At 33.9% G+C, this 19,198-nt stretch carries 18 protein-coding genes; 8 read left to right on the forward strand and 10 right to left on the reverse strand.

The window, feature by feature from the left end; all coding sequences use genetic code 11:
* Positions 1-98: 98 nt before the first annotated feature.
* From NNL09_RS14040 to yajC, 4 genes are all read left to right on the forward strand, one after another.
* Positions 99-1,196 (forward strand): Glu/Leu/Phe/Val dehydrogenase, encoded by a 1,098-nt coding sequence (locus NNL09_RS14040; RefSeq protein ID WP_196909603.1) that lies wholly within the window; start codon positions 99-101, stop codon positions 1,194-1,196.
* Between the two features lie 234 nt (positions 1,197-1,430).
* On the forward strand, positions 1,431-2,342 hold the full coding sequence (gene nusB, locus NNL09_RS14045; RefSeq protein ID WP_035096300.1) for a transcription antitermination factor NusB: 912 nt from the start codon (positions 1,431-1,433) through the stop codon (positions 2,340-2,342).
* Positions 2,343-2,395: 53 nt separating this feature from the next.
* Positions 2,396-2,875: a DUF1573 domain-containing protein gene (locus tag NNL09_RS14050; protein WP_025666016.1), complete on the forward strand. Its 480-nt coding sequence runs from the start codon at positions 2,396-2,398 to the stop codon at positions 2,873-2,875.
* 3 nt (positions 2,876-2,878) lie between these two features.
* A complete protein-coding gene (yajC, locus tag NNL09_RS14055) occupies positions 2,879-3,169 on the forward strand; it encodes a preprotein translocase subunit YajC (protein WP_025666017.1) in 291 nt (96 codons plus the stop codon).
* Between the two features lie 147 nt (positions 3,170-3,316).
* Here yajC and pepT read toward each other — a convergent pair whose 3' ends face one another.
* Entirely contained in the window at positions 3,317-4,552 is a 1,236-nt protein-coding gene (gene pepT / locus NNL09_RS14060) for a peptidase T (RefSeq protein ID WP_196909943.1), read from the reverse strand.
* A gap of 92 nt (positions 4,553-4,644) precedes the next feature.
* Between pepT and NNL09_RS14065 the strand changes: the two genes are divergently transcribed.
* Together NNL09_RS14065 and NNL09_RS14070 are read left to right on the forward strand one after the other, a co-directional pair.
* Positions 4,645-5,676, forward strand: a complete 1,032-nt coding sequence (locus tag NNL09_RS14065) for a quinone-dependent dihydroorotate dehydrogenase (RefSeq protein WP_196909604.1) — start codon at positions 4,645-4,647, stop codon at positions 5,674-5,676.
* Positions 5,677-5,687: 11 nt separating this feature from the next.
* Positions 5,688-6,314 carry a LysE family translocator gene (locus NNL09_RS14070; protein WP_196909605.1) on the forward strand — a complete coding sequence of 209 codons (627 nt, stop codon included), beginning with the start codon at positions 5,688-5,690 and terminating at the stop codon, positions 6,312-6,314.
* 100 nt (positions 6,315-6,414) lie between these two features.
* Here the strand turns inward: NNL09_RS14070 and NNL09_RS14075 are convergent, their stop codons facing one another.
* Complete coding sequence (locus NNL09_RS14075) at positions 6,415-6,921, reverse strand: hypothetical protein (protein ID WP_196909606.1); 507 nt, start codon at positions 6,919-6,921, stop codon at positions 6,415-6,417.
* A 45-nt stretch (positions 6,922-6,966) separates the two neighbouring features.
* Between NNL09_RS14075 and NNL09_RS14080 the strand changes: the two genes are divergently transcribed.
* Positions 6,967-7,128 carry a hypothetical protein gene (locus tag NNL09_RS14080; protein ID WP_196909607.1) on the forward strand — a complete coding sequence of 54 codons (162 nt, stop codon included), beginning with the start codon at positions 6,967-6,969 and terminating at the stop codon, positions 7,126-7,128.
* A gap of 51 nt (positions 7,129-7,179) precedes the next feature.
* On the opposite strand, the gene NNL09_RS14085 is transcribed toward NNL09_RS14080, so the two are convergent.
* The 8 genes from NNL09_RS14085 to NNL09_RS14120 form a co-directional block, all read right to left on the reverse strand.
* Complete coding sequence (locus NNL09_RS14085; RefSeq protein ID WP_196909608.1) at positions 7,180-8,487, reverse strand: IPT/TIG domain-containing protein; 1,308 nt, start codon at positions 8,485-8,487, stop codon at positions 7,180-7,182.
* An 11-nt stretch (positions 8,488-8,498) separates the two neighbouring features.
* Positions 8,499-9,815: an IPT/TIG domain-containing protein gene (locus NNL09_RS14090; RefSeq protein WP_196909609.1), complete on the reverse strand. Its 1,317-nt coding sequence runs from the start codon at positions 9,813-9,815 to the stop codon at positions 8,499-8,501.
* A gap of 278 nt (positions 9,816-10,093) precedes the next feature.
* Entirely contained in the window at positions 10,094-10,693 is a 600-nt protein-coding gene (locus tag NNL09_RS14095) for an autotransporter outer membrane beta-barrel domain-containing protein (protein WP_025666024.1), read from the reverse strand.
* A gap of 12 nt (positions 10,694-10,705) precedes the next feature.
* Positions 10,706-11,392 carry a hypothetical protein gene (locus NNL09_RS14100; protein ID WP_196909610.1) on the reverse strand — a complete coding sequence of 229 codons (687 nt, stop codon included), beginning with the start codon at positions 11,390-11,392 and terminating at the stop codon, positions 10,706-10,708.
* A gap of 40 nt (positions 11,393-11,432) precedes the next feature.
* Positions 11,433-12,686 (reverse strand): hypothetical protein, encoded by a 1,254-nt coding sequence (locus tag NNL09_RS14105; RefSeq protein WP_196909611.1) that lies wholly within the window; start codon positions 12,684-12,686, stop codon positions 11,433-11,435.
* A gap of 10 nt (positions 12,687-12,696) precedes the next feature.
* The gene (locus NNL09_RS14110; RefSeq protein ID WP_196909612.1) at positions 12,697-13,950 is read right to left on the reverse strand and encodes an OmpA family protein; all 1,254 of its coding nucleotides are present in this window, start codon (positions 13,948-13,950) and stop codon (positions 12,697-12,699) included.
* A 32-nt stretch (positions 13,951-13,982) separates the two neighbouring features.
* Positions 13,983-14,213 carry a hypothetical protein gene (locus tag NNL09_RS14115; protein ID WP_196909613.1) on the reverse strand — a complete coding sequence of 77 codons (231 nt, stop codon included), beginning with the start codon at positions 14,211-14,213 and terminating at the stop codon, positions 13,983-13,985.
* Positions 14,214-14,404: 191 nt separating this feature from the next.
* Complete coding sequence (locus NNL09_RS14120) at positions 14,405-15,427, reverse strand: hypothetical protein (RefSeq protein WP_196909614.1); 1,023 nt, start codon at positions 15,425-15,427, stop codon at positions 14,405-14,407.
* A 596-nt stretch (positions 15,428-16,023) separates the two neighbouring features.
* Here NNL09_RS14120 and NNL09_RS14125 point away from each other — a divergent pair.
* Positions 16,024-19,053 carry a response regulator gene (locus NNL09_RS14125; RefSeq protein ID WP_196909615.1) on the forward strand — a complete coding sequence of 1,010 codons (3,030 nt, stop codon included), beginning with the start codon at positions 16,024-16,026 and terminating at the stop codon, positions 19,051-19,053.
* Positions 19,054-19,198 lie beyond the last annotated feature (145 nt).

Here is a 19,198-nt window from a genome sequence, read left to right on the forward strand (position 1 = left end):
AAGTTTAACAGTGTTAAATTTCAAATTGATAAAAATATGCTATTTTAGCACCCTTATTTTGAGTATAATATAATTGTAATATTTAAAAATTTTATAACATGATAACCGAAGTGTTTACTGCAAATCAACTTAAAAAAGAAGCTCCAGTATTTGGTCAACTATCTTTTGATAATCACGAACAAGTTGTTTTTTGTCAGGACAAAGATACAGGATTGAAGGCAATAATTGGTGTACATAACACAATTTTAGGACCAGCTTTAGGTGGGACTAGAATGTATGACTATGCAACAGAGTGGGATGCACTTAATGATGTATTGAGGTTATCACGAGGAATGACGTATAAAGCTGCTATTACAGGTTTGAATCTTGGAGGAGGGAAAGCAGTAATTATCGGAGATCCTAAAAAAATAAAAACACCAGAGCTAATGAAACGCTTTGGTAAATTTGTGCATACACTAGGTGGTAAGTACTATACTGCAGAAGATGTAGGTATGGAAACTTCTGATATGGATACCGTAAGAGAAGTCACTCCTTATGTAACAGGAATATCCGAATCAAAAGGAGGAGCAGGGAACCCTTCTCCGGTTACAGCTTATGGTGTGTATATGGGAATGAAAGCAGCTAGTAAATTTGCCTATGGAAATGATGCATTAGAAGGAAAACGAATTTTGGTTCAGGGAATTGGACATGTAGGAGAAGAATTGGTGCGTTTAACCTCTGAAGAAGGAGCAAAAGTAATAATTAGTGATATCAACCAAGAAAGACTCGAAGCAGTAAGTACTAAGTATGGTGTTGATATTTATAGAGGAGATGATCTATATGCAGAAACTGCAGATATTTATGCTCCTTGTGCTCTTGGCGCAACTGTTAATGATAAAACAATTGATAAATTAAAAGTAAAAGTGATTGCCGGAGCGGCAAATAATCAATTAGCTAACGAAAATATTCATGGTCCTTTATTACAAAAGAAAGGAATCGTGTATGCTCCAGATTTTTTGATTAATGCAGGAGGTATTATCAATGTATATGCAGAGATCGAAGGATATGGCAGAGATCAAATTATAGCCAAAACCGAGAAGATTTATGATACTACTTTAGATATTTTAAACAAAGCAAAAGCAACCAATGTGACTACAAATGAAGCAGCAATTAGTATAGCAGAAGATAGAATTGCAGCACGAAAAAAGGAAATGTAATCATACCTCAAAAAAATTAAAGACGGTTTTGTAACACAAGAAAAGTGAATTAAAGAAAAACCGATAAAATTTTAAAATACAATTACCTCATAAAAAAAGAAGTTTTAAGGTAGGTACGATTAAAAATAATAGTATTTTTGCAGGGCAAAAGTTAAAACATACTTTTGCCCTTTTTTAATATAAAGTTCTTTGTAATTTTCTATGTTAACCAGAAGACATATTAGAGTAAAAGTAATGCAGTCTCTCTATTCGATGGAGCAGACGCAAAGTGACAATCTTGGTAAAGAAGAGAAATTCCTTCTTTATAGTATTGATCAGATGTATGAATTATTTATTATAAATCTTCAGCTTCTGGTAGAAATTAGAAAACATGCAGCTGAGTTTTTGGCAAAAAGTCAAAAAAAATACCTTGCTACCTCCGAAGAAAAAAATCCTAATACCAAATTTATCAATAACGAAGTTCTGTTATTGCTAGAGAAAAATATTCAACTCAAAACAGAAATTGAGAAGAAAAAATTGAATTGCTGGGAATTAGATGATGAGTATGTGGCTATATTATGGAAAGAGATTAAAGAAAGTGAGCTGTATACAGATTATATGAGTACTAAACTTAGCTCTTTTAGAGAAGATAAAGATTTTGTACTCGATGTTTTCAAAGAGATTATAGCTCCCAATGATAAACTTTATGAATATATCGAAGATAAAAAGCTAACGTGGGTTGATGATTTACCATTGGTAAATACATCGATTATCAAAATGCTTAGAAAAGTTAAATCATCTCATGATGAGCAAATGACATTACCTAAGCTGTATAAGGATATAGAGGATAAGAAATTTGCAACTGATATTTTTAGAAAAACAACGCTTAATGGTGTAGAGTTTACAAAAGAAATTGATGGTAAAACACCAAACTGGGATCAAGATCGTATTGCAGAATTGGATAAAGCGATCATAAAAATGGCCATTTGCGAGTTTGTAAAGTTCCCGTCAATACCGGTAAAAGTAACAATTAACGAATATTTAGAAATTGCAAAAGAATATAGTACGCCTAAAAGTAGTATTTTTATCAATGGAATTTTAGATAAAATTTCTAAAGAATACCAGGAAAATGGTAAATTAAACAAAGTAGGTCGTGGATTAATGTAATATTTTAGAAAAAATAGTATTTTTAACCCTCAAATAATTAAAAAACCCAAGTAATGAAAAAAGGAATCTTAATTTTAGCCGGAGTTTTTGCTATGACAGTTATGTCTTGTAAAGACAATGCCGCAGAAAAAGTTAAAGAAGAAAATGTAGAAATAGCAGCAGATCGAGACGCAAAGAACGCAGATTTTCCTGTGATGACTTTTACTGAAACAGAACACGATTTTGGAACTATCAATGAAGGAGATGTTGTAGAGCATAAGTTTGCTTTTACCAATACAGGTAAAGCACCTTTGGTAATCGTAAGTGCAAAAGGTAGTTGTGGATGTACTGTGCCAGAATGGCCAAAAGATCCAATTGCACCAGGAGCAACAGGAGAGATGTTAGTGAAGTTTAACTCTAACGGAAAACCAAATCAGCAAACTAAGCAAGTTACTATAACTGCTAATACCGAGGCTGGAAAAGAAATTCTTAAGATTAAAGCTATGGTAACTCCAAAGGCTAAACCCGTAAGTGGAACACCAGTAAGCGAATAATTTATGGAGCAAATACAATCATTTCTTCCTTTTATACTCATATTTGTCGTAATGTATTTTTTTATGATACGACCACAGATGCAAAAAGCAAAAAAGGAGAAAAAATTTGCTGAAGACTTAAAAAAAGGAGATCGTGTCGTAACAAAAAGTGGACTTCACGGTAAAGTTTTTGACTTCAGTGAGAAAAATAATGCTATTATTATTGAAACAGGATCTGGTAAATTAACGTATGATAAATCTGCAATTTCGTTGGAGATGAGTCAAAAATTAAATCAACCAGCAGATAAGAAGTAATAACTAGCCTACTTGTTAAAAGCGCGATGAAATTAATTTAATTTTACCGCGCTTTTTTGTTTTCTATAGGTTTTATTATTGCTTTTTCTGACTACCACGAAAGAAACAATACTATCAATAATTTTTAATCTGGGTAAAATTATTAATTTACTTCTTTGCCGTTAATTCAGCAATTTTAACGATTACTTCTACGGCTTTGATCATACTCTCTGCAGGAACATATTCGTATCGCCCATGAAAATTATGCCCGCCTGCAAAAATGTTTGGGCATGGCAGTCCCATAAAACTTAATTGTGATCCATCAGTCCCTCCTCGTATAGGTTTTATAATAGGAGTAATATCGAGAGATTTCATAGCTTCTTCTGCAATATCTACAATATGCATTACAGGTTCTACTTTTTCTCTCATATTAAAATACTGATCTTTGATTTCTATATGCACAACCTTTTTGGCATGTTGAGCATTAATTTCATTTGCCAGATTTTTCATTACTTTTTTTCTAGCTTCAAAATGCTCTTTATCATGATCTCTAATGATATACTGTAACTGAGTCTCTTCAACATTACCTTTTATAGTATGTAAATGAAAAAAACCTTCTCGACCACTTGTATGTTCAGGCGTTTCCATCCTTGGCAGCGAATTGATGAAATCCTGTGCGATGTACATACTATTAATCATTTTTCCTTTTGCATAACCAGGGTGTACGATTTTCCCTTTTATAGTTACCACAGCACCGGCCGCATTAAAATTCTCATATTCAAGTTCCCCAATTTGGCTACCATCCATAGTATATGCCCAATCTGCACCAAATTTTGAAACATCAAATTTATGAGCACCACGACCAATCTCTTCATCGGGTGTAAATCCTATTCGAATTTTACCATGTTTAATCTCAGGATGTTGTACAAGATATTCCATCGCAGTTATTATTTCTGTAATCCCCGCTTTATCATCAGCTCCCAATAGTGTTGTGCCATCGGTAGTAATGAGTGTTTGACCTTTATACTGCTTTAAGTCTTCAAAATAATCAGGAGAGAGTATAATATTTTCTGATGCGTTTAGTGTGATGTCTTTACCGTCATAATTTTCTATAATCTGTGGATTTACATTTGCACCTGTAAAATCAGGACTAGTGTCAAAGTGCGATATAAAACCAATAGTGGGTACTTCTTGATCAATATTAGAAGGTAATGTAGCCATGATATAGGCATACTCATCTATACTAATGTCTTCTAAGCCAATATCTTTTAAATCTTCGACTAATTTATTAGCAAGATCCCACTGTTTTTCGGTACTGGGAGTTGTATTACTTTCGGGATCACTTTCGGTGTCAATAGTCACGTAACTTATGAACCTATTTATGATGTGTTGTTTTGAAATCATTGCTGCTACTATTTTAATATTTGAAGAATTCAAAAATACACTTTTATTAGAACCTTGGATAACTTATTTTTGCACAAGCAAAATTATATTTAATGTATAAATTCTTACTACGTCCTTTACTATTCTTGTTTGATCCAGAAAATGTGCATCATTTTACCTTTAGAATGATTCGGTTTTTTTCAAAAATACCTCTTGTGCCATTAGTTTTTAGAAATTTATATAAGGTAGATGACCCAAGATTAGAGCGAGAAATTTTTGGATTAAAATTTAATAACCCTGTAGGACTAGCTGCTGGATTTGATAAGAATGCAGTTTTGTATAATGAATTGGCTAATTTTGGATTTGGGTTTATCGAAATAGGAACGGTGACTCCCAAAGGTCAGGAAGGTAATCCTAAAAAGAGGTTGTTTAGACTTAAAGAAGACCGAGGGATTATCAATAGAATGGGATTTAATAATAAAGGCCTTGAGGCAGTCGTAAATCAACTTCGAAAAAATAAAGGTAAACTTATTATAGGAGGAAATATAGGAAAGAATACAGATACGTTACCAGAGCATTATACCAAAGATTATCTGGAGTGTTTTCGGATATTACATCCATATGTAGACTATTTTGTTCTTAATGTGAGTTGCCCAAATGTTGGGAGCCATGCAAAGCTAAATGATAAAGAATACTTAAACGAATTAATAGTAGCCGTACAAGAAGAAAATAGAACGTTCGAAAAACAAAAACCTATTGTACTGAAAATTGCACCCGATTTAAATACAAATCAACTGGATGAAATTATAGAATTAGTAGCAGATACTAATTTAGATGGAGTTATTGCAAGTAATACTTCTGTAACCAGAAAAGGACTAAAGACTTCTGAAAATAGATTAAATGCAATAGGTAATGGAGGTTTAAGTGGTCAACCCATAAAAAACAAAAGTACAGAAGTAATTAAATATTTATCAGAAAAAAGCAACAAGGCGTTTCCGATTATTGGAGTAGGAGGAATACATAGTGCTACCGATGCTATAGAGAAATTAGAGGCTGGAGCAAGTCTGGTACAATTATATACAGGCTTTATTTATGAAGGCCCCAAATTGATCAGGGATATTAATAAAGCAATACTTAGTAGCTAAGCTTTTAGAATATGAATTACGAAATTCTCTACACCTTTGTTATAGCAACATTGGCATTGTCAATCTCACCAGGGCCCGATAATATATTTGTGCTAATGCAAAGTGTGGTAAACGGCAAAAAGTATGGATTGGCTGTGGTGGCTGGTCTAATGTCTGGGTGTTTAATACACACTACGTTGGTTGCTTTTGGCGTATCTGCAATTATTAAACAAAGTGAAATGCTCTTTTTTACTATTAAATTATTCGGAGCGTTGTATTTGTTTTTTCTGGCTTACAAAGTGTTTAGAAGTGAAGCAGAGGTGAGTCTTTCAGAAAATAGTATGCCTAAGAAAAGCCTCGGGCAATTATTTAAGCAGGGATTTATAATGAATGTTTTAAATCCTAAAGTATCTATATTCTTTTTAGCATTTTTCCCTGGATTCTTATTTAGTAAAACCATAAGTAATGTAATACAATTTTATATACTTGGATTTCTTTTTATTGTAGTTTCATTTATCATTTTTGGTCTGATAGCTGTTCTGGCTGGATCTATTGCAGAGTATTTAAAAAAGAGCTCAAAAATAGGGGTTGTTCTAAAATGGCTTCAGATTATTGTCTTTATCGGGATAGGAGTTTTTATTCTTATTTCGGGGAAATAAATGGAGGTAAAAAAACCAAGACTCATGCCTTGGTTCTTTAGATAGGTAATGGAGTTAATGGGGTAAGTCATAATACGTTGCTACTTGATAATAGCAGTTCTTAGTTGCCAAAGTGTTTCATCACAGCATAGTAATCATTGATATCAACTCCTTCTGCTTTTAATTTGGATAGGATATCATCCTGCTTACCGTTTATGTTTGTCGATGCTATGATTACTATTCTTAGTTCTTCAAGTTGTCCGGCAGTAACAGAAAATGTGGTAGTTTCATTTTGTATAAAAAAATTCATAGAGTAGTTTCCCAACGATATAAAGGTTCTGATATCTATCCCTAATGGGATTTTAGTAGTTGGTATAGGGTATAAATTAGTACTTCCGTTAAATTTTAGATATCCCAAAATCGCATCATTATCAAGTACTACCTGTGATAATTCTGGTATAGATTGATCGTGAAATGTCCCCGATACTGTAGAAAGATCATATGTAAAAGATCGAAGTGGACCAACGGGCCCAATCGCGCCATCTTCTCCATTGCAACAGCAGCTATATGTAAAAAGAATAGTAAACACTAAAAGAATTGACTTTAGTTTTGATTTTTTTGTTTTCATGATGTAAAGTTTTAGTGATATATTTAATTAAGAATCCAAACAGAATTGTTTGTTAGACCTGGTGAAGAACCACCAGCTACGGCATATAGTTTTCCATGTAATGATGCGAAAGCATATTTTAGTCCTGTGGTGATGGGGATTCGGTTTGTGGCTAACCCCGCTGCTCCTAGCGTGTCATGGATCGTTCCCGGTATACCTCTTGGCTAGTGGCGTCAAAGCTTGTCTCGTCCTAAAAAAAAATTACATGTTGTTCTTATTTTATTCTTGCGTGATTTTTCGAATTTTATCATTGCTGGAATCGGAAACATAAAGATGATTATTGGTATCTATTGTAACATCAAATGGAGAATCAAATTGAGCAGATACTGCTGTGCCATCTGCAAAACCAGAGGTACTTCCTACCAGAGTAGTTACTACTCCTTGAGGTGTGATTTTTCTTATCTTGTCATTCCCGGCATCAGCAACATAGATAGCTCCAGCTGTATCGACAATAATGCCTGTAGGGGAGTTAAATTGGGCCGCGGTACCATTGCCGTCAGCAAAACCAGAGGTGTTACCTGCGAAGGTACTCACTACTCCTTGAGGTGTGATTTTTCGTACTTTATCATTACCCCGTTCTACTATATATAGAGTATCATTTTTATCTATTGCAATACCTGTGGGGAAATTAAATTGAGCCATACTACCAGTTCCATCTGCATAACCTGTAGTACTACCTGCTATGGTACTTACTACTCCTTGTGGTGTTATTTTTCTTATTTTATCGTTCCCAGAATCGGCAACAAATATATTTCCTAAAGCATCTGTTACAAGACCATAAGGAAAATTAAACTGAGCCATAGTACCAGTCCCATCTGCAAAACCAGGAGCACTTCCTGCAATAGTACTTACTACTCCCTGAGGCGTGATTTTTCTTATGGCGTGGTTCCAGGTATCGGCCACATATAGATTGCCACCAGTATCTATTGCAATATTCGTAGGGAAATTAAATTGAGCCATACTACCGGTTCCATCTGCATTGCCTCGAGTATTACCAGCTAGGGTACTTACTACTCCTTGAGCTGTGATCTTTCTAATTTTATGGTTAGCTATGTCTACAACATATAGATTACCGTCTGTATCTACTGTAATACCTGCGGGATTATCAAATTGGGCAGCGTTACCTGCTCCATCTGCATAACCTTGAGTACTACCTGCTATAGTGCTTACATTTACTTCGGTAACAGTATAAGTAAATTCTGGGCCGGTAAGTGTTGTGCCATTTACAGAAAGGGTTACCGGGCCTGTAAATGCTCTGGCGGGTACAATTGCCCTAATTTGGTTATTATTTACTGATTGTGTAGTACCTTCTTTTTCATTAAAAAATACGTGTACCTTACTAATATCTTCACCAAAATTATTGCCGTTGATAGTTACAATAGTAGTTTTTGGACCACTGATAGGGCTTATACTACTTAGAGTTGCTATTGGTGGTACTACTACTGGTGTATTGCCATTATCATCACTACTACAACTTGCTAGCACTAGTACCAGCAATATAACTATACTGTTTTTTATTGTTTTCATGTGTTCTTACTTTATTCTTGCGTGATTTTTCTAATTTTGTGATCATTCATATCAACCACGTATAGATTATTATCTGTATCTATGGCAATGCCTGTGGGACCACGGAACTGGGCTGTACTACCTTGGCCATCTGCAAATCCTAAGATGCTACCTGCCAGTGTGCTTACCACTCCTTCTGGTGTTATTTTTCTTATTTTATGATTACTGGTATCCGCTACGTATAGATTATTATTTGTATCTATTGCAATACCAAAAGGAAAATCAAACTGGGCTGCACTACCTTGTCCATCTGCAAATCCTGAGGTGCTACCTGCCAGTGTGCTTACCACTCCTTCTGGTGTTATTTTTCTAATTTTATGATTCTCGGTATCCGCTACGTATAGATTAGTATCTGTATCTATTGTAATACCATGAGGAAAATTAAATTGAACCGCACTGCCTTGTCCATCTGCAAAACCTCGATTACTACCTGCCAGTGTGCTTACCACTCCTTCTGGTGTTATTTTTCTAATTTTATGATTACGGATATCCGCTACGTATAGATTATTATCTGTGTCCATTGTAATACCACTAGGAGCATTAAATTGAACCGCACTGCCTTGACCATCTGCAAATCCTGAGGTGCTACCTGCCAGTGTGCTTACCACTCCTTCTGGTGTTATTTTTCTTATTTTGTGATTACCGGTATCCGTTACATATAGATTATTATCTATATCTATGGTAATACCTTTGGGAGCAAGAAACTGGGCTGCACTACCTTGTCCATCTGCAAATCCTGAGGTGCTGCCTGCCAGTGTGCTCACCACCCCTTCTGATGTTATTTTTCTTATTTTATGATTGTAAGAGTCAGCTATGTATAAATTATTATCTGTGTCTATTGCAATACCATAAGGTCTATTAAACTGGGCAACACTGCCTTGGCCATCTGCAAAACCTGAGGTGCTACCTGCCAGTGTGCTTACATTTACCTCGGTAATGATATAAGAAAATTCTGGGCCGGTAAGTGTTGTACCATTTACAGATAGGGTTACCAGGCCTGTAAATGCTCTGGCGGGCACAATTGCCTTAATTTGAGTATTACTTACCGATTGTACAGTACCTCCTTTATCATTAAAAAATACCTGTACTTTACTGATGTCTTCGCCAAAATTATTACCATTAATGGTGACAATGGTGGTTTTTGGCCCACTGGTAGGGCTTATGTTGCTTAGGGTTGCGATGGGTAACGTAGGGGGAGGTGTGGTATTACCATTATCATCACTGCTACAACTACAATTTGCCAGTAGTAGTACTAGCAATATAACTATACTATTTTTTATTGTTTTCATCTGTTCTTACTTTATTGTTTTTAAAATTTTAATCTATGTTAGTATAGGTTAGTGTTGTATTAGGCATATAGATTACTATCAATTTTATTTTTAGGCGTACCTTTTTTTTATTGGTAATGTTGTTCATAGGGATAATATGAAATCAATATGTCACACTGAGCTTGTCGAAGTGGTTCCAAATTTGTGTTTTTAAATGTCTTCGACAGGCCTGTTCTGAGTTTATCGAAGAGCTCTGATTGACAACTGAAAACTTAACTAAACAACATTAATAATTTGGGTTAAAAGAAGGCAGAAATACCGATCCCCAGAAAAATAGAAGACAGGCTTTCTTTGTAACCAGATGGTGCATTATTGGGATTAATATCTTCCCAGGAATAGCTTACACTGGGTTCGATGGCAACATGACTTCCAAGAAAAAAAGCATAGCCAGCCCCAACTCTAAAACCAAAAATATTTGATTTTATATCTGTTGAACCAAGTAATCCTCCATCAGTAGTTGTTTTAGAGCTTCCTATTCCGATAAGACCTTCGAAATAGATGTTGTTTTGCAGGTAATAACGGGCAAAAGGCCCAATACCAAAACCATTAGTAGTCGTTTCTATATCTCCAAAATCAGAATCTTGCTTTTCTTTGTTTGTATTAATGCCTAATTCGAGACCCACGGCAAGATTATCAATTACAAAATATCCAACTTTTGGCGTTATTCTGGTGGTAAATGCGGTTGCTTTGTCATCATTTCTTTTTCGAGTGGTGAAATAAACATTGACACTTCCGTTAGCAATAAAACTCCCCTTTGTTTTTGCGTCAAATCCAGAGTCTTGTGCCTGGGATGAAACTATAAAAATGAATGATACGATTAATGTGGCTACTTTTTTCATAATGATTTAATTTTAGTTAATTTGATATAAGATGCTTTTTGTGATTAGTTTTCCGTTTGCTTTGCGTGTTTCTTCTTTTACCATACCGACACCTTCTGCAATCCATTGTTTAGAATATTGTGTCGTGGTCATTCCCATAGTTAACTCGTTGGTATAGGTAATTACATAGCAATCAAAAGTCCCTGCAGGGGTAGTAACTTGTTCTTTTGCAATTACTTTTCTGTTTAGCATATTGGTGGTCATATTTATGTTCATGATTCCTGCATTTACAGACATATGTACAGATGCATTGGGTAATTCCTGGCCAATGGCTAAGCTATTAGGGAAAGAGATGTCATCTCCCGTAATACTATATTCCATGTCATTATATTGATCAAGTATGCCAGGGGCAATAAAAGACTCGGGATCTAAACGGGTCGTCTTTCCCGAACAACGGGCTTTAAATGATGAGGTGATAATTGATTTTTTGTTCTTGCCGTCTTTTAGATTCATGGCAATAGTAATAACACTGCGATTAGCTGTGTTTTTTACATCGGTTACCTTAAATTCAGTTATGGTAGAAAGACGTTCCTTTTTATCATATTGATGGATGATTAATTCTTTATCTTCCTCGCTAGCATAAAACTTACTACAATTATTGTTTTGAGCAGAAACCGATGTGTGTATCAGTATTACAATTAAAAAAGTTATATGTTTCATCTGTTTATATTTCATTTTTTTGATACGTGTCATGATGGTTTTATGGAGTAAACCGAATTGAAATAGATTCTCCATTTTGCTCCTCAAGTTCATAGGTTCTATCAATTGCATCTTTTATATAATCTGCATAATTGAAATCATTAGATAAATTGATCAAATCCGCAGAATTATCTTCGAAACGAGAGGTGTCTTCAAAATAATTAGTATAATCAGAAAGACTTTCTGGTAGTTGTGGTAGTGTTATTTTATTTGCACCATTATTCGGGATTGTAATGTGCCATGAAAGGTTTTTGGCAGCGGGATTTATAATTTCTGTTCTAATATTAGTACATAAATAAATGCCAGATGGTTGTACTTGGAGACTGTTTGATGTTGAGGTGTATGAAAAATTCCAATCAGGTTTTGTAACGGATACTATTTCAGGAAAAACATTAGTTTTAATTGCTTTGCTATGGTGTACATTATTAGGATATGATGCTTCATAATATGTTAAGTAGTACTCAAAACCTTCTGTGATTTTCAAATATTGCGAAAAGTCACCTTCGAGATTAACAGATCTGTTGGTATCATAAATAGCATAAAGATCGGTACGACTTCCATCTGAAGTATCATTTACAGTTATAGTGCTTGTAGGTACGATGTTAAAATCTGCAAAACTTAACGTTCTATTTTCAATTTCTTTATAGTTATCAATCCATGTATATCCGTAAACTTCAGGATCTACATCATTTGGCTTATACCTTATTTTTAGAAGAATTTTATCACCAGAACCTTCTTTATTATATTCATAAGTTTTGGTAGGAGCACTGGTTAGAGGATCGACTCCATCTGTACTAGTTCTGCTTTTTAGTCCATAAACAAAAAGCCTGATACGTGTAGCTCCGGTTAAGTTTAGCGTAAATTTTATGCTACCATTTCTAGTGGGGTGGCGATTAGGAGCAATTGCACTACTACCTACAGGTACGTCTTTGATAGTGATTAGACCTTTATAACTATCTGTTTCTAAAAGGGTAGTAAGCATAAAACTATTTGAGGTATATCCTTTTGCAGTTAACGTGTAAACTCCTGGTACTTTATTAGTCTCTACAGTAGCTAAAATCTCTCCTTCTGCATTGTTGGCTATAAACATATTAGGTACACTGTTTACGCTAAGATTAGAATAATCAAATGTTGCTAATATGATTTCTTGATTAGGGTCTATTCCGGGGCCGTTATCATCGTTAGAGCAAGACAAGAATATGGCAATCGATAGCGATAATAAAAATGTATATAAAATAGATTTTGATGTTTTCATTTTCTAAGATTTAGATTTTAATAAATTCTACTCTTCGGTTTTTTGCTTTTCCGGCTTTTGAAGCATTATCTGCTATTGGGTTTGTTTCTCCTTTTCCTTCGATTTGAACTCTGCTAAACCGGATATCATACTGTTCTACAAGAATCATCTTAACAGCTTTTGCACGTTGTTCGGATAGTTTTCTATTGCTTTCTGCATTCCCATCAGAATCTGTATGGCCAATGATTTTTATTTTCATATCGGGTAGGCTTTGCAAAGCCATAGCCACTTCTTTTATGATGGTTTCAGATCCTCCTGTAATGGTTGAGGATCCTGTTTTAAAAAGGATGGCATTAGTAGATAAACGTCCTTCTGTAATAAGTTTACTTCGATTATCCTGACCACTCTTGGCTATTTTGATATTAGATATGTATACCTCGTCTTTATCGCTTGCATCTCGTAATCCTTTGGTGTATATTTTAAATACATTTGCTTTTTGGGGAACTAATCTTGGAACATCTACGATTTTATTTTCATTAAGCCATACTCGCATTCGGGCCCTGTTGACAGCGATAGCAATATGGGACATTCCTTGTATTGCAGTACGATAATCTTTACCTATCTTATTTCGGATCTGGCGTTGCCCATTTGTTACTTTTTCTACAACACCGGGAGATTCTATAAACTGGCAGGGAGATAACTCTGCCATACACCAGTTTTTGGATCGCTGAAAACCAGTGTTGTCTTCGAGTAAAAGTTTAATCCAGGCCTGAGAACTGATTTTTTTATCTAACCCCTGGGTTAGAAGATCAAATTCTATAGTATAATTTTCAGGAAGTGATTCTTTAATTGTTGGGATATACTTAGAGTTACCTCCTAAACGCAACCATTTTTTGCCATCAATCTTTACGATTTCACCAGAGCCATTGGTGTCCCATTTGGCAGGAAAATCTCCTTGTTGATCATTTACAAAATCATCCTCAAATACGACAATATTTCCTGATGTAAAATCAGAAGCACGATCGATTTCATAACTTTTAGAGCTTCCGATAATTACTCCTCCTTTTTTCTTCTTCTTTTTTCTTTTCTTTTTCTTTTTCTTTCCTTCAAAAATATCATCAAGACCTTTGTTGGTCTTTTTTTCTGTTTCTCGCTCTACACGTTTTTCAATAGTACGTTTTGCTGCTTCTTCTGCTTTTTTACCCAGCCTTTCTAATAATTGAGCATTGCTTGTTGTTATACTACATAGTGCAACAAGAATGCAAAGTGTTTTTGTAGTTTTCATCGATTTGTGTTTTATTTCCCCCTAAGTTATTTTTACTGATGCGTTTTGGCTTCTATTATTTTTTTCTCGATTGCAGAACCCAAAGAATCTTTTTGTTTTTGAGTAAGTTCTTTAGCTTGTAAATAATACATGTTCTTATACTCTAGTTTTTGCTCTGCAGGGATATCCATTTTTTCAAGTAGTTCTAAGAAATTTATTGTTTTCCCATTTGATTTTCCATCCAGATTTTCTCCAAATACACCAGATAATAAGTTGGTTTGCATATCTAAAAGATTATCTTTTTTTACAGTTTTTTTCTTGTTTTACTAGTATCTATACTTTGTGCTTTTGCCCATTGTGCGATAAAAAGTGCTATAATTATGAGTTGTATGGGTTTCATGATTTCTAAATTTTAATTCTGTCATTTACTTCGCTAATAATGATGAAATGTATTTTGTTTATATAAGAACAATTCTTAATCTTCTTTAATACTGCTTATTTCACCATTTCTATGTGTACCACCTGTGCCATCACTACGATTACTTCCAAAAATCCATATCTCATCGTTAAATAATAATGCGGTGTGGCTGTTGATACCATCTGTTCCTGGTCTGGGGCCTTCATATCTGGTCCAGGTAATCATATCTGATGAATACCATATTTCATTATTAAAAAGTGTGATGTTATCTTTACCACCTATAACCCATACTTTATTGTTGTAAACTGTTGCAGAATGCGCATTTCTTTCAGAAAACAACGTAGTGGGACTAACTTCTGCCCACGAACTACCATCGGTACTGGTCCATATTTCGTTTACTTTGTTACTGGCTATATCTTCTCCTCCCAGTAAATACATTGCATCATTAAAAACGACACCTTTTTGTCCTCCTCTTCCGGGGAAAGCATTATTGGTTTCTTGTATCCAGTCTATACCATTTGTTGTAGACCATACTTCGGTTTGGTTAGTTGTACGATTACCTTTTGTTACATACATTTTGCTGTTATATACGATAGTTTCGTGAGCTGGTAAATCTCCAAAAGGAGGTGATAATTCACTCCAGGAAACCCCATCGGCAGAATGCCATATATTGGTATATGGAGCATCTGTAATGTCTTTACCACCGATAAGCCAAAGTTGATCATTAAACGTAGTTAATGTAGCTCCCGAACGAAAAGATGTAAAACTGGCTGGAGTACTACTAGAAAGGGGAACGGTAGCCCAATTAACACCATTACTACTGGACCAAAGGAAATGAGATCCAGAGCTACCATATGCATTATAACCTCCGGCAGCATAAATTTTTCCATCAAAAATAGCCATTGCAACTCCTGCAAATTCACCCATTTGATCTTCTTCGGTCTGTACTGTAAATCTTAAGGAAAGTTCTCCTCCTCCTTCTCCTCGTATAGGAGTAGTATTGTCATCATCTAAGTCACATGAAAAATGAGCGACTGTAAGGATAGTTAATAATATTACATTGAAAATTTTTGTTTTCATTTTTTTTACTTTTAGAGTTTTACACCTTTATATCATTACGCAACGAATATTGTTACCCTTGTTGATCTCTTACTTTTTGAATTTTACTTCCTTAATGATTTTGTTTTTATGTGTGATTTTTAATGTATAGGTTCCGTTTTCTAAATGGTTTATATTTAGATATATACTATTTGTAGGAGAATGATTGAGGTGCCCTTTATAAATCTTTCTTTTTTTATTCATGCCTGCATATCGATCAATGAATCAGACTTTGTTTTTAGACTTGATGGGTGTAAAGCTAGAATATGTAAAAGAGGATCTGTATAAGGTATGTAACAAAGACTATGAATCATGTAACATTAAGAGAATAGGGGAGTTACCCCTTTTGTTAGGGGTGTTTTTTGAAATATAAATAGCCTACTTCTTTTGGTTTTCTTTCTAAAAATGAAATAAACTTTTTGTACTTTAACAGATAGCAATTCTATAAATTATGTAACAATATTGGTTACATATGGTATAATGATGCTAATCAAAATAATGTATCATTGTAATTTTGATTATAACTGTTTGTATAACTTAAATTTATCTTTAGTATCAAAAATTTTTCATACATTTTTTTGTTATTTCTTACCTCTTCTTACTTATGTTGGACACAGGAACCTGTAGTAAATTCGACAAAGGTTTTATTTGAAGAAATAATTATCACTTCTGATGATGGGCTTCAGGCATGGGAAAATATTGATGTATTTTATGAAGATGAAGAAGGGATTATTTGGTCGCTTATAGAAGATGGTTTATATCGGTATAATGGACATTCTGCTGTAAATGTGACTAGTTTTTTATCTCGTTTTCATAATCTGGATGTTGGAAATCAGGCTGGAACGAGATTTTTGATTGATAATGATATTATTTGGTATGGAGAACGTAAAGGATTGTATAAAATAAATCTAAAAAAACGTACTTCAGAAAAAATATTTTTAGAAGAACCGTTACACCTTCCTAATTGGCGAAATTTCATTTTACAATTGAAATCAACAGCTGATACATTATACGTAGGTACTTCTAATGGGATCTATATCGTAGACAAAAAATCGAATACTGTTTTAAAGAAGTATTTAACCAACGGGATTGATATTCGACATCGCAATAGTTCGCACGCTGTAGAATCTTTTTTTGTTGATATAGAAAATAATATCATTTGGGCTGCATTACCCGATGGTTTTTATAAAATTAACATCAAAAATGACCATATAGAACAGTACCAGATTAAAGATGCTCCTTATATCTATCCTCATAATTTTCATGATATTATACGCTATGATAACGTGTTTTTAATGCCTACTCATGGTTTAGGTATGGTAGAGTTTAATACAGAGACCAAACAATTTTTACGCTTTGAGACTAAAGTACATGAAAAATGGGATCGAGCAGATAATGTTATTCGATCTGCAGTTCCTTTGAACGATAGTATTTTGTTGGTTAATGTAGTTAATTTAGGAAATGCACTTTACAATAGGCATGCAAAAAAATATGAGTGGTTAGAAACACCAGAGCCTATGAAAGATGGTGTTTTCTTAAACTTAGATAGAAGTGGGTTTGTATGGGGGTCCAAACGAGGAAGAATATTTCGTTCTACCCGACCTGTGGTTAAAGTCAATCAGAGCTTTAAACATAGCATTGATATAAGTAGTTTTGTTGCCAATAATGTATTAAAAAGCAGACCTTCTATCGATGGTTATTCTACTATAGATCTTAAAGAAGGAGAACGAAATGTAGTATTGGATTTTTCTATTTCGAAGCCTTATGTGTTAGACTCTATACTATATAAATACAGATTAAATACGGGAAAATGGATTCCTGTAAAAACACAAAATGTACTAAGCCTTTTTGATCTTACTGCTGGTAAAAAGAATTTGGCTATACAAGCACTTGATAAGGATGAAAATGTATTAGCGGCACGAGAAATAGCATTTACCATCCATCAACCTTTTTATCAATCTATATATTTTATTGGTAGTTGTATTCTTTTTCTTTTGATAGCAATATATTTATTGGGAAGATATAGTGCCTATAGAAAAACTGCTAAAAAATTACAAGAACTGGATAAAGCAAAATCTAAATTCTTTGCTAATATTTCACATGAATTTCGTACACCTCTTACCCTAATTTCGGGATCTATTCAACAGCAACTTAAAAAAGAAAAACTTGACCCGATAGAACGTGCCAATTTTGAAATGGCACAACGCAATTCAGTTAAGTTGCTCTCTCTTGTAGACCAACTGTTAGATCTGTCAAAAATAGAAACCGGAAATTTAAAACTTAAAGTAAATCAACAGGATGTAATTTCTTTTATAGGAAGCATAGCCGATAGTTTTACGTATTTGGCTACAGAAAAGAATATTAACTATCTAACATATATGAATAAAACCCAGGCTATAACTTGGTTTGATAAGAATATAGTAGAAAAGGTAGTTGTAAATCTGGTATCTAATGCTATAAAGTATACACCAAACCAGGGATCTATAGTCTGTAATACTATGGTAAAAGAAAATGAATTACATTTTGTAATAAAAAATACAGGAAAAGGACTTACCAAAGAAGAAGAAATCATGGTTTTTGAACGATTTTATCAGATTAACGAAAACAAAGAAGGAATTGGTATTGGTTTGGCTTTAGTAAAGGAATTGGTCTCATTGCATAAAGGAACTATAAGTGTAGAAAGCATTCCTAATGAATGGACGATCTTCACTGTAACATTACCTATCGCTAAAAAATCGTTTTCTAAACAAGAATTTATAGATGATTCTATTGCTATTTCCAGAAAAGAAACAGATAATTCTGCTAGTGAATATAAAGAAGAACAAGCTGTAGAAGCTGATAAAACAAATGAAAATTTGCCCATTTTGCTCATTGTAGATGATAACGATGATATTCGAAGTTATGTAGAACATATATTTACAAAACGTTATACCATCGTAAAAGCCAAAAATGGAAAGGAAGGAATTGAACAAGCCATAGTACATATCCCAGATATTATTATTAGTGATATTATGATGCCAGTAAAAGATGGTGTTGAGTTATGTAATACATTAAAAAGTGATGAACGTACCAGTCATATCCCTATTGTTCTATTAACTGCAAAAGCAGGAGATGAAAACAAATTAGAAGGGATAAAGACAGGTGCAGATGATTATATCACTAAACCATTTCACGAAGGGGTACTAAAAGAACGTATTAAAAAACTGATAGAAGTTCGTAAAAAATTACAATCGCGATATAGCCAAGAAGTTATTTTAAGACCAAAAGATGTAGCTATAACCTCTGTAGAAGAGCAATTTTTAAATCGTATGCAAAAGGTATTAGACGAAAATTTAGTAGAATCTTCTTTTTCGATTGAATTGTTTAGTCAGGCATTAGGTATGAGTCGTATGCAACTGCACAGAAAGTTAAAGGCACTAACAGGGTTGTCTGCTTCAGAATTTATTCGTTCTCAACGCCTAAAGTTAGCGGCACAATTACTTAAAAAATCTAATATTAATGTATCTCAAGTAGGGTATAGTGTTGGTTTTAATGATCATGCATATTTTAGTAAGTGTTTTAAAGAAATGTATCATTGTACACCTAATGAGTACAGTAAGAAAAAATAAATACAATACGTTTTCTTTTATAAAATCCTTTTTTACATAGTTTTTGAAAAATGAGAAAATCAGATGAGGTTTCTAATCGTGTCGAAACGCTTTAGATTTTAAAAAATAATCATACTTTTATACACACAATTGAATATTTCTTAGT

The sequence above is a fragment of the Aquimarina sp. EL_43 genome (assembly GCF_943422735.1).
GTDB classification, from domain to species: Bacteria; Bacteroidota; Bacteroidia; order Flavobacteriales; family Flavobacteriaceae; genus Aquimarina; species Aquimarina megaterium.